General features: G+C 37.8%; 6 protein-coding genes, 1 tRNA gene and 2 pseudogenes. 7 read left to right on the forward strand and 2 right to left on the reverse strand.

Annotation, left to right across the window (positions count from 1 at the left end; translation table 11 throughout):
* Positions 1–63 precede the first annotated feature (63 nt).
* The 6 genes and pseudogenes from MSBRW_RS18635 (at position 64) to MSBRW_RS18655 (ending at position 8,440) form a co-directional block, all read left to right on the forward strand.
* Positions 64–2,160 (forward strand): cache domain-containing protein, encoded by a 2,097-nt coding sequence (locus MSBRW_RS18635; RefSeq protein ID WP_011306255.1) that lies wholly within the window; start codon positions 64–66, stop codon positions 2,158–2,160.
* 680 nt (positions 2,161–2,840) lie between these two features.
* Positions 2,841–5,273 (forward strand): NosD domain-containing protein, encoded by a 2,433-nt coding sequence (locus MSBRW_RS18640; protein ID WP_011306254.1) that lies wholly within the window; start codon positions 2,841–2,843, stop codon positions 5,271–5,273.
* Positions 5,274–5,285: 12 nt separating this feature from the next.
* Positions 5,286–5,426 (forward strand): annotated as a pseudogene (locus MSBRW_RS24410) (PKD domain-containing protein); the annotation flags it as partial.
* A 1,249-nt stretch (positions 5,427–6,675) separates the two neighbouring features.
* Positions 6,676–6,748, forward strand: a tRNA-OTHER gene (locus MSBRW_RS18645).
* Between the two features lie 18 nt (positions 6,749–6,766).
* Positions 6,767–7,192 (forward strand): annotated as a pseudogene (locus MSBRW_RS18650) (sensor histidine kinase); the annotation flags it as partial.
* Between the two features lie 771 nt (positions 7,193–7,963).
* Entirely contained in the window at positions 7,964–8,440 is a 477-nt protein-coding gene (locus MSBRW_RS18655) for a peroxiredoxin (protein ID WP_011306253.1), read from the forward strand.
* Positions 8,441–8,834: 394 nt separating this feature from the next.
* Here MSBRW_RS18655 and MSBRW_RS18660 read toward each other — a convergent pair whose 3' ends face one another.
* Together MSBRW_RS18660 and MSBRW_RS18665 are read right to left on the reverse strand one after the other, a co-directional pair.
* Positions 8,835–9,803 carry a hypothetical protein gene (locus tag MSBRW_RS18660; protein WP_011306252.1) on the reverse strand — a complete coding sequence of 323 codons (969 nt, stop codon included), beginning with the start codon at positions 9,801–9,803 and terminating at the stop codon, positions 8,835–8,837.
* A 133-nt stretch (positions 9,804–9,936) separates the two neighbouring features.
* The gene (locus MSBRW_RS18665) at positions 9,937–10,680 is read right to left on the reverse strand and encodes a HesA/MoeB/ThiF family protein (protein ID WP_011306251.1); all 744 of its coding nucleotides are present in this window, start codon (positions 10,678–10,680) and stop codon (positions 9,937–9,939) included.
* 480 nt (positions 10,681–11,160) lie between these two features.
* On the opposite strand from MSBRW_RS18665, the gene MSBRW_RS18670 reads away from it, so the two are divergent.
* Entirely contained in the window at positions 11,161–12,681 is a 1,521-nt protein-coding gene (locus tag MSBRW_RS18670; RefSeq protein WP_011306250.1) for an AAA family ATPase, read from the forward strand.
* The last annotated feature ends 4 nt before the right edge of the window (positions 12,682–12,685 follow it).

Raw genomic sequence — 12,685 nt, forward strand, 5'->3', positions numbered from 1 at the left:
TGCTTAAGTTTCCTATATTTCAGCAGAAATTCACAACAAGTGGCAGATATTTGAGAGATAAGAATGACTGCATCGAATAGTTGGAGAAAAACTGTAGTTTATACTGCATTAATACTCTGCCTGATCAGTTTTCTGTTGATAGTACATGCTGGATATGAGTATTATAGCAACAATACAGACGATAAAATTCTGGAAAAGGCAAAGGGAGATGCGTACAACAAAGCCAGCGTTGTTTTGGAAAATATATCGGGCGAACTTAATTCTACGAGCCTCCTGACTGACGGAATTGCAAAGGAACTGAGTTCTGGAAAACTGAAAAACGATTCCATTATCAGGCAGCATATCCTGGATGAAATGGAGGGTAATCCAAATATTTTCAGCATTGTCATTGCTTATTCCCCTGCTTATTATGGGAAGCTTCATTCGCTTCATTTAAAAAAGAATGGTTCAAATATCCTGGAATTTCCAATCCTGTACGACTATACGAACAATAATGAAGAAACAACGGCCTGGTATACTAATGCCATGAAAAAGAAGTGTGGAGTCTGGAACCGGCCTTATTTCGGAGTGGCAGATGGTACCTATCTGATAGATTATTCAACTCCATTTTATCTTGCAGAATTCAAAAACGGGAGCGAAGTTGCAGGAGTTGTGTGTGCAAGCCATTCTATTGAAGGAATAAGGACGCAGATAGGAAGCCTTGATCTTGGAAATACGGGTTACGGTTTTATTTTCTCTGAGGAAGGATTGATCATTTCCTATCCTGTTCAGGATTATCTACTCAGAAATATTCACAAACTGGCAAAAGAAGATACCGAACTTAACCTTATAGGCGAGAACATAAGCAAAAACATGACAGATCGAGTTGTAGAAAATGATCGGACAGGGCAATCTTCCTGGGTATTTTACAAAAATATCCGTTCTACAGACTGGATACTGGGGACTGCCCTTCCTCAAGAAGAAATTTTGCTGAATAAAGATATAGAGCAGGATCGCTCTATTATCCAGGTCATGCTTTTAACTTTTGCCTTTTTATTCTTCCTGTCCCTATTTTTTGTCTCCATTTACAGGTATGACGATAGAAGTCTCTGGCTGTTAGCTCTTGTTTTTTCATCCCTCTGCATCCTGGGAATGGGCATCATTTGGCACTTTACTTTAAATGAATCGTCGATTGAAGTCGAGAATGGTAATATTGTTGTTTTCGACATAGCAGATGTTGAAACAGTACTGCTGAATTCCGATACGAACCCGAAAGCCTTCAGGATTCCCACGGGGGTCTTTATCCAGTCCATAGAGTTTTCGACTTCTAATGACATCACCATGACTGGGTATGTCTGGCAAAATATTTCAGGGCTGAGTGTTGAGAAGGCTTCGCCGAGATTTAGTTTCCCGGAATCAAAAGAAAGCACAGTTGAAAGAGACTATATGGATGAGGACAAGAATATCGTAGGTTGGCGTTTCACGACTATTCTGCGCCAGCAATTCGATTATTCCAGATACCCATTTGACGAGGAAAATATATGGATTAAATTCTGGAACAACACTTCTGAAGAAAGTGTTCTGGTTCCAGATTTTGATTCCTATGACAGCCTGTCTCCGGAAAAACTTATCGGCCTAGAAAACTCTCTCGTGCTTGAAGGCTGGAAGCCACAAAAAACTTTTTTCAGTTACAGGATGAATTCCTATAACACCAATTTTGGGGTAAAAGATTTTAAACATAGGAACTTATCCGAGCTTTACTTCAACGTTGCTATCAAAAGAGACCTAAAGTCCCCATTTGTTTCCGACTTGCTACCCATAATAGTAGTAGCCATCCTTCTATTTGTGGTGCTTTTGATAACGACCAGGGAAGAAGAGAAAAATCAGTTCGGGTTTAAATCTTCGGGAGTCTTGACCTATTGTGCCTCTCTCTTTTTTGTTCTTATTGTTTCCCATGCCTCCCTCAGGGCTAAAATCCCTACGAATTGTATGATTTACCTTGAATATTTCTACCTTATACTGTATATGGCAATTCTAGGTGTATCTCTGAATTCAATAGTATTTGCGTCCCATATGAATATCCCTTTTATTGATACAAAGGACAATCTGTATGTGAAAGTGCTTTACTGGCCTATAATTACGGGATTTCTGTTGATTATTACGCTCCTGAATTTCTATTGATGGATTAATTTTATTTGGAAACTGATATCGTTATCCAATTTCCTCAGTAATAATTGCCCCATATTTATTACATAAGTAGAAAACAGGAAAGTCGGGATCAGGCTCTTTATCATCTTAGAACAGAATCATGCCAGGAGTAAGATCCATATAGTGGGCTGTTTTTGCTGAAAGGCTTATCTCTCTTCCCTCTTCGGGGGATTAAGTGCAAATGTGTTTTGCATTCTTCTTTTGTAGCTATTGTTACAAAAGATGAAAGCAATACCACAGCTATAGAACCTGCTCAAACAACAATAAACAGTAACTAAAGCGATAATGTGAGCAAGATTGCAAGTAAAGCAGTTGTAAAATAACCAAAATTTCCTGGATTTGGGATAATTATTGAAGTTACTGCCTACTACGTGTATTTTTGTATATAATTAAAGAAAAATAAACGTAATATGAATCATGGCCAGGTAATCGGAAGAATTAATTAAGTCTGGCAAGCCGGTATATTTACCTTATTATTCCAGATTTAAAATATATTTTCTACTTGTTTTCCCGATACCTGTTTAACTATGAGAGCATTGGAAAAGTAAACTTTCCTTTCTTTTTTCTATTTATTCTAATCTTTTAATACAAATAGGGAACAATGATAATATTAAGGCTTATTTGTTAAAGGTTAGATAAATTTGGGGGGAATAATGAGGACTAAAGAAGAGCTATGTTCAATAAGTTTACCTTCAACGTTTTTGATTTTCATTTTCTTAGTTTCCATATCAACTACTGCATCAGCAAGGGAAATTACAGTAGATGATAATTCAGGAGCTGATTTCATATCAATTCAGGAAGCTGTGAATAACTCTATAGCAGGGGACATAATAATCGTGAAGCCTGGAACTTATACTGAAAACGTTCTTGTTAATGTAAAAGGTCTAACTATTAGGTCAGAATCAAACAATGGCGATGCGCAGGTAATACCGCTGAATGAAAGTGTAAGTACTTTTCTGATAACAGCTAATAGCACAACGATCAGGGGTTTAAATATAACAGGAGCCAGTAAAAATCATGGTAAAAATGCGATCTTTGTTTATAGCGATATGAATAATGTGACAGGTAATACCATTGAAAACGGTTCTATTATTTTGGGATCCCACGTACCAGACAATTTAACAATCATCTTTCATGGTGATATGAATAATGTGACAGGTAATACCATTGAAAACGGTTCTATTATTTTGGGATCCGAGCTATCAGGCAATTTAATAGCCGAAAATAAAATTTCTAACGGCGAAGGTGTACATATTTCCTGCTGTGGAAGAAATAATACAGTATTAGGTAATACGATCTCAAATTGTTCCACTGGCATCTATGCATATGATCAGAAAGTAGATATTCGTAATAACAGGATTAATAACTGCGATTATGGGATTAGGCTTGCGATGTCAAGTTCAGGAATTGACAATAATACAATATTAAACTGTGATGTAGGGATTCATTTAGATGATGCCTGTATTGGTGTTGAAATTATCAATAACACGATAATTTCCAGTGCAGAATGCGGGATTACTGATCTGTACGATGAAGGTGGTAAACGGATCTACAACAATTACTTTAATAACACTGTAAACGTAAGGCTTGGAGCTGGCAGAGGGAATACCTGGAACAGTTCGCTTACTCAAGGTACTAACATTGTCGGAGGCCCTTATATTGGAGGAAACTTCTGGGCAAAACCCGATGGAACCGGATTTTCTCAGATCTGTGCGGATTTGGATGGAAATGGGATTGGAGACCTGTCTTATAAAGTCTATGAGGATCCTTATAACGTCCATGAGGACAAGTTCGACTATTTACCTCTTGTATCTATGTCCAGTCTGCAAAATTCGGTTACTCCAACTGCTAACTTTACAGCCAGTCTCACTAATGGGTCTGCACCCCTTGTTGTCAAGTTTACAGACCTTTCGAAAAACGCAGTTGTGTGGGACTGGGACTTTGATGGTGATGGGGTATCAGATTCCACAAAACAAAATCCTGTATATGCGTACAAGACTTCAGGAAACTATACCGTTAATTTGACAGTTAGCAATGGAATCAATACTAGTTTCAAACTTGTTAACATAACTGTTGGAAAGAGAGTTTCATCCACGTGGCCATTTGTATACATCACAAATAACGGTGCATTCTCTGTAATTGACACAGCCACAGGAATAGTTATAACATCTGTGAAAGTAGGACGTGGCCCTGAAGGAATTGCAGTCATACCTAATGGAAAAACGGCATATGTGGCGAACTCTCGGGACAACAATGTTTCTGTGATTGATACTACAACAAATACCGTTATAGCTACAGTAAATGTAGGACGTGACCCTTCTGAAGTTGCAGTTACACCGGATGGAACAAAGGTATATGTGACGAACTATAACAGCAATAATGTTTCTGTAATTGACACAGCCACTAATACTGTTATAGCTACTATGCCTGTAGAAAGTGGCCCTTCTGGAGTCGCAATAAGTCCAGATGGAACAAAGGTATATGTGACTAACTATAACAGCAACACTACCTCTGTAATTGACACAGCAACAAACAAGGTTAAAGCTACAATAAATGTAGGCGAACATCCTTGGGGAGTTGCAGTAAGTCCAGATGGAACAAAGGTGTATGTGACAACCTACTACGATGTCTCTGTAATTGATACAGCTACAAATACCGTTACAGCTAAGGTGGATGTAAGAAGAAGACCTCATGAAATTGTAGTCAATACAGCAGGAACAAAAGTATATGTGGCTGGCGGAGATGGCTTTGTCTCTGTAATTGATACAGTTACGAGAAAAGTTATAACCAGAGTGAATGTAGGAAAGGACACTGAAGGAGTTGCGGTCACACCTAATGGAAAAAAGGTATATGTGGTAACCAGGGGCAGTTATGAGATCAATTATAGCAACACTATCTCTGTAATTGATACTTCAAACGATACTGTCTCAGCAACAGTGGATATCGAGGTTTCTCCCGGGGGACTTGCAATCATCCCAGATCCAGAATCAGTATTTCCAGTAGCTAATTTCAGCAGCAATGTCAGTGAAGGTTTTACACATCTCTCAGTTCAGTTTATTGACAACTCAGAAAACGCAACCGAATGAAACTGGGACTTTGGAGACAACACATGTTCAACAGCTAAAAACACTTTACATACTTATAATAAAACAGAGAAATATAACATCAGCTTAACAGTAAAGAATGCTATGGGAAGTAACACTAAAACTATGTCTGGATGTATTATAGCCAAAAAATGAACTTCTAATCAGAAAAAAATAATTAAAAAAATTGGGACTAAAGAGGAGTGGAAAATCCATTTGTTCGTGGAATTGCTCTGACAAGTAATTAAGCAGAGGACATTTAATGAAGTGCCAAAACTATAGTCCTTCTATTATATCTAAGCCTGTCTGATGTCTAGTCTGTCTGGAATATTGTTGCTATTTGGAACAGCTTAAGTAATTATTAGTTGCCCCAGATATGGAGCTGTCTGATTCGTCTAAGTTAGTTTCTACTCTTAAAGGTACTTCCCCACCCGTGATAAATATAAAAAGGAAGGCAAAAACGGTTGAACATCTTGGACGGCAGGGCATATCAAAACAATATAAACCAAATACCCATATTAGCAACATCCAGAAAGCTTTAATTTAAGATATAGTTTTCAACAAGTTTTTCATATAGTTGTGGCCGAAATGTAATTAGTCTTTACTTTGCTATTGATATCGATTGTCTTTAAGTCTTTGAGCTTAGTAAGGTTCCTGGAGATTGTACTTTCTGAAATTTGTAAATGATCAGCTCAATTGCCTCATCATTTGAGTTGTTCCACTGCACCACAAAGAATATACACCATTGAAAGACACAGACCAACCAACAAAGCGCAAGCCAGTTGATTTTTTGGGTCTCCGCTTAGTAAAACGATGGCAGAAAGACATATACCTATGATACATAAAATTAATATGTTTAATATAGTTCTAAATATAGTTCTAAATACAGTATTTATCTTCATGGTTTATGCCTTCTTGCGACGATCTTGAAATGCCGGTAAACTGCAATTAACTTGAAAACTCAATAGAAAGTGAAACTATTTCTTTAGTATTATAATAATCGCTGCTTATTTATTGCAATTAACTTAAAAACTGATTGGAGATTGAAACCATTTTCACGTTGGAACGTTGTTATAAGTGATCCAAAATTGCAATTAACTTGAATCCGGGCAGAAGATAGTTTAAAGAAGATACTTTATTCAGTCGAGTAATCTACAATTTGATACCAGGGCGTGAATTTATCCAATAACTGCAGAAAACTACACGACAATTGTTCCTAACCTCCTTTCTTGTAGTTGTATCAATTATAGATACCGTGGCACTGTGTAGTATGTTATTGGGGGTGGAACTTTGTGCAGCGGCTACCAAAAACGCTTATGTAGGCCAATTAAATTTGCCAGTAATTATACAAATAAAATAGAGAACTTTAAACACTCGGTTCTAGTGAGTCCTAAGAGAAAATAAAGCCTCATTGGCTCAGCCCGATAGCGCGAGTGACTTGAATCACTAGGTCGCGTGTTCAAATCACTCACGAGGCTTAAAATTCTTTTTTGTTTAAGAACCTTAGCTTAGATATGGATCTTGAAGGGAATATTTTCTTCGATATCGATATTGCAGTCCCTCTTGGGCTAATTGTCAATGAAATTATTTCAAACTCTCTCAAGTATGCATTCTCAGGCAGAACTAACGGAATAATTCAAATCAGGCTTTGTAAAGATCTTTGTAAAGAAATAGATACAGAGTTTTTAAATGACGCACCAGGAAGCATAAAAGGAGATTACGAAAACAAGGTTACTAACTTTATCTTAACCGTTTCAGATAATGGAGTTGGCATCCCAGAAAACATTAATTTAGAAGATTCTGGCACTCTTGGCTTTCAGTTAATTGCTATCCTTGTAGACCAACTAGAAGGCAAATTTGAATTAAAAAGAAACTCTGGAACTGAATTTTTTATAAAATTTGCAATACCGGAAAAGGAATAAGAATTTTCTCAGGGACTTTCGTTACTCTTATATTTAAGTTGTACAGTAAATATGGTATATAATTTCAATCTTCAGAAAAGTTTAGAATCACTAACATTTCACCGGTTATTGCACCAACTCTGGATATAAATAAGAACAACAGTGTCTGTCAGTTATTGAAAAATCGAATATATAAAAATTTTTATATGTTTACTTAAAAATAACAAATCCACTCATTTTTTATAATTGATTGACAATTCACGGGCATAACCTAAGAAAGGTTGATTTTATTACATTTAATGGTGTTTAACAATGTCCAAAAAAACTTCTAAACCAATATCTCGTAGAGAACACGATCAAATGAAACGCAGTAGAATAAATAATAGCACACAATCATCGGATAATAAAGGTATAATTGAAAAATGCAAGAACCTTCTCAAGAAAAAAAACTAAGAAAATTAAGTAAATAAGATTTAAAATTAATTTTACCATAATTTCAAGTTCACTATGCGTTTTAGGTAGAGAAGAGAAACAAAGTTTTTATAATCATTTAAAGGCTGTTGATTATTTAGTCCTTTTTATTCATACTATTTTTACTTTTGTTTCCCACCTCTTTTTTAATATAAACCATTCTTAACGTTATTTTTACTTTATCTCCAGATTTGAACCTTTTTTACATTCCAATCTTTACTTCTCGTTGTCAAAGATGTCAAACTGCAAGCAGTGTTAAACAGGTCAGCAAGCAGACAATTTATTAAACATAGACGATTTTATTGAATTGGGGAAATTATCATGAGTGGGATTAAAATCGGAGACAAAATCCAGGATTTCAGGCTAAGAGACCATAAACAGAAAGAAGTACATCTATATGATTTCGCTGGCAAGAAAGTTCTTTTATCATTCCATCCACTCGCCTGGACAAGCGTGTGTGCAGAACAGATGAAATCACTTGAGGAAAACTACGAAATGTTCACAAGATTGAACACGGTGGCTTTTGGTATAAGTGTGGATCCCATACCATCAAAAAGAGCCTGGGCTAAGGAACTTGGAATTACACATATCAAGCTTCTTTCAGACTTCTGGCCGCATGGGGAGGTTGCCAGATCATATGGAATATTCAGAGAAAAAGAGGGGGTCTCTCAGAGGGCGAACATAATTATTGACGAGGAACAGAAGGTTATATTCTTCGAAGAGTACCCTATGCATGAACTTCCTGATATAACAAAAATTGCAAAAATTCTGAAACAGGGGAGTAAGGTTCAGCTCTAAAAAACAAAGCAGTAGAGATAACATAAGTAATAAAACCACAGGAACCAAGAAGGGAGAAAGTAAACAACGAATCACAGAATGAAGGTGGTAAAGAGAAAAAGGTCAGAAAACCCACCGTTTCAATAATTATTCTCTTATTTGCTCTTCAAATTTTATTATATATTATTCAAATTTTATTATATATTATTCAAATTTTATTATATATTATTCAAATTTTATTATATATTATTCAAATTTTTTCATTTTATTTATTCCGAATTATCCACATAGGACTTACGCACTCAAGATACAAAACCAAGCACAATAAGCGGCGTAATTAGAGATTCTTTTTAGACCGTTAAAGTTTAACGCTATCGATTTCCCGTTTCAACCGCGTAAGTCTTGCACGTATGATTTAGCCCATTGTAAATTCCATACTACTTAATTCCGTATCAATTCCCTCAAAGAGTTCTCTCAGTGCTATCCTGAGTCTGCGGACCTCTACCTGCCAGATTCTTTTGCTAACCTGCTTGTCTCCCCCGGCTTTAACAGCTGCCATCCAGGAGTATTTTCTGGCGATTTTTTTGTTGTTTGAGGGAAAACGAAAGGCTTTTCCAGTTTTCTGGTTAGTGTACTTTTCGTTGATCAGAAATTCATATATTTCCTGAACTCTTTCAAGTAGTTTTTTTTCACTTTCTGACCCTGAATATCCAAAAAGCACAAGATTCCAGAGGCGGAACTGCACATTATGAAGCTCGTGAGAAAGGTTCTCGGAAACCGAGACTTCCAGCATCTTCTTGAACTCAAGATAAATGTCCGTGTTTCCTAAGCCTGAAGGCAGAATGTTTCCAAGCGAGATCATAACGTGAATACATTCATGAAAAAGAATTCTGGCTATCAGGAACTCAACTCTCTCCTGTAAGTTCCAGAATTTTTTTACAATATCTTCATCCCAGAGCTGGTAAGGGTTAATGAGGATCATGGACCTGTAGACAATCCTTTTTTCTTTCTGTGAGACCAGACGCTTGGGATAAAGAGTCATTCCCAGTATTTTTCCGAAAAATTGAACCCTGACAGCCAAATCCCAGCAGTACTCCCATTCCCCTGAACTTATACACTTTATCCTGTAATAGTTTCCATCAAAGTGAACTTTCTCAAGCAGTCGGTACATATCTTTACTGTGTACCTTGATCAATGACTTTATCATGGGTTCCCTATAGATCCGAAGGTCAAGATAAGGCACATTCGGGATTGAAGCAGGAAGTGAAGCAGAAAGTGAAGTCGGCGAGAAAATATTCAGATCCTGGAATCCATAAGACCATAAATTTGAGTTCCCGTCCAAACAATTGACTTCCTTATCAACTGGCATGGTCTTTTTTTTCATCAAATTCCCCTCGTACAAGATCCCCTGTAATAAGAATCCTATGTGATATTATTACTGAAGATATATATAAATTGGTCAATAGACGGCAGGGAATTGAAATAAAGAGATACCCTGACTTAAAATGGTAAAGATCTCATTTATCTCTACATGTTTCCTTAATATTCCCACAAACAGGACAATTATTTAGCTTTGAGAGTGAAATCTCACTGAAATTTCCGGAAAGTCCATTCCAGAACAGAAGGCGACCTTCCAGAAGCTTCCCCTGTCCTGTCAGGAATTTAATTACTTCATTTGCCTGGATGGAACCTATGATCCCTGGGGTTGCCCCTAAAACTGGAAAAACTTCCTTTTTGGAAATGCGTGGAAAAATACAGTAAAAACAAGGAGTTTTTCCAGGCACTATTGTTGTCACCTGGCCGTCATAGCCGGTAACTGCCCCATGTATTAAAGGAATCCTTCTTTTTATGGCAAGCTTGTTAAGCATATGCCTAGTTTCGAGGTTATCAAGCGCATCAACTATAACGTCACATTCAGGAACCAGAGCTTCGAGATTTGATTCGGTAAGCATCTCTGCTATGGTTTCAACCTCGATATCCGGGTTCATGGAGAGCAGTTTTTCCTTTGCTGATTCTATCTTAAGCCTCCCTATATCCTTTTGATGGTGAAGGAACTGCCTATTTAGATTGCTAGGATCCACGGAATCGAAATCCGCAAGAATTATTTTTCCAACTCCTGCTATTGCAAGATAGGTGGAAACCGGGCTCCCCAGCCCGCCTGCCCCGGCAACCAGCACTTTTGCTTTCTTCAACTTTTCCTGTCCCTCTTCCCCAAAAAGAAGGATCTGCCGGCTGTATTTTTCACGTTCGAAATCATTCATGCAAGGACTCCGGAATTCGATATATTTTTAGAATGCTATTTCTATTTTTTCGTCACCAGGAATATTCTCACTCAGGTGAATTTAAATCATTCTTCTTAATCATCACCTTTCTTATGCATAATTTCTTCGGATGGTTAAAAGGCAGGATCATCAGGACTGCAGGAACTCTAATCAAGGTAGATACCAACCCAACTTTAATTAAGGTGGATACCAGCCCAGAACAAAAAGTCTGATAAAAATCTGGGCTTTAGTAGTATCAAAGCAGAAAGGTATATCACTGAGAAGAAACATAATCCGCAGGCATATTGGTGGTAGGGACAATAATTTTTAGAAAAATTAATTAAGGCAAGGCCCATAAAAATAGGAAGTTCATTTTTTTACATTATTCTAACCGTCTATTGCAGTTCAATACTGTAGCATCTTTCTCACATACTAGAGGCAGGATGCTGAAAAAAAGAAATTTATAAAGGTCTTGAAATTATGAGAGTCCTGGATTTAAAGAATACGGTCATCACTATCAAACAGGAGTTTTCAGGCTATTTTAAAGAACGAGATGCTGAAATTAACGGGTCTCTTCTTGCACTCCTTTCTGGCGAACATGTCCTTTTACTTGGCCCACCTGGAACTGCAAAAACCCTGCTTGCAAGCAAAATCTGCGAAACTATAGATGGAGGAAACTTTTTTCATTATCTTCTGACCCGCTTTTCCACGCCTGAAGAGGTATTTGGACCGCTTTCCCTTAAGGCGCTTGAGAGGGACGAGTTCAGCAGGCGGATAGAGGGTTACCTTCCAACTGCGCATATTGCTTTGCTGGATGAGATTTTCAAGGCAAATAGTTCCATCTTAAACAGCATGTTAACTGTACTGAATGAGAGGAAATATCATAACGGCAAGGAGCTTATTGAGGTGCCTCTTTTTACTGTTTTTGGAGCTTCCAACGAGCTGCCGGAAGAAGACGAAAGCCTCGAAGCCCTTTACGACCGTTTTTTGTTCCGATACAAAGTGGATTATATCCAGCACGAAGAGAACCTTGAAGACCTGATCTTCAAAAACACCGAAGATTTCGTGCCCTCAACGAAACTCAGTATAGAAGACATAAAGGAAACGCAAAAAAGAGCAAGAGACCTCCCTGTTGATCCTGAGGTTCGGTCAATTATAAAGGCACTCCGGAGAGAACTCAGGAACTCAAATATTTTTGTCTCGGACCGACGCTGGAAGAAAATTGTAAATATACTCAGAGTAGCTTCATTCGTAAACGGACATACCAGTGTAGACCGGATGACTGCTGTCCTGCTGCAGCACGTACTCTGGGAAGTGCCGGAACAGAAGGAAGCAATCAGGAAACTTATTCTGGACAGGGTTGTTTCAGGGGGCACGGATACTGGCAAATTTAAACTGGATGTCCTTGATCTGAAAAACTCCATTTACGGTTGTTTGCAGCAGGAACTGCCGGATCTGGTAGCCTGTAATAAGTGCTACGAAGAAGAGAGAAGGACAACAGGCGGCTTGAAAAGCTCAAGGTTTTCAGGGGTCAAAGCGCAGAGGAGCCTCACATTCGACAATTCCCTTGACCTGCTGAAACACCATACCGAGTTTCCTACCCATACCTACAGTTTCGGGCTCGATTATAGCAATGTCAACAGTTCCTTGAGCCTCGAATCCCTGGCAGAACAATTCCTCAGAAAATACGGGTTTGAATTCAAGATCAGCCTTGATTATGGAGATAAGAAGCTCTATGAAAAAGAGTACGAAAATCTGGAAGAAAGACTGAACTATTTCAAAAAGCAAATCCAGGAAGAAGAAAAAGCGCTTGAAGAAACCCTTCGGGAAAATATCTGGGTTTCAGGGCAGGACAGCCAGGAAATCCTGATGAAATATCGCTCCAAAAATACCGATGTTTACGAGATTGCAAACAGTCTAAACGAAGTAAGGCTCCTGCTTGAAAAACCCAGAGTATTTGATGTAACCATTGAAAAAGCAGGAGAGGTAGTTGAAACTTAAGAAC

The organism is Methanosarcina barkeri str. Wiesmoor (assembly GCF_000969985.1).
Classification (GTDB): Archaea; Halobacteriota; Methanosarcinia; order Methanosarcinales; family Methanosarcinaceae; genus Methanosarcina; species Methanosarcina barkeri_B.

Excerpts from the sequence above, each read along its gene's own strand:
- MSBRW_RS18635 (WP_011306255.1), top strand. The coding sequence starts at position 64 with ATGACTGCATCGAATAGTTGGAGAAAAACTGTAGTTTATACTGCATTA.
- MSBRW_RS18640 (WP_011306254.1), top strand. The coding sequence starts at position 2,841 with ATGAGGACTAAAGAAGAGCTATGTTCAATAAGTTTACCTTCAACGTTT.
- MSBRW_RS18655 (WP_011306253.1), top strand. The coding sequence starts at position 7,964 with ATGAGTGGGATTAAAATCGGAGACAAAATCCAGGATTTCAGGCTAAGA.
- MSBRW_RS18660 (WP_011306252.1), bottom strand. The coding sequence starts at position 9,803 with ATGAAAAAAAAGACCATGCCAGTTGATAAGGAAGTCAATTGTTTGGAC.
- MSBRW_RS18665 (WP_011306251.1), bottom strand. The coding sequence starts at position 10,680 with ATGAATGATTTCGAACGTGAAAAATACAGCCGGCAGATCCTTCTTTTT.
- MSBRW_RS18670 (WP_011306250.1), top strand. The coding sequence starts at position 11,161 with ATGAGAGTCCTGGATTTAAAGAATACGGTCATCACTATCAAACAGGAG.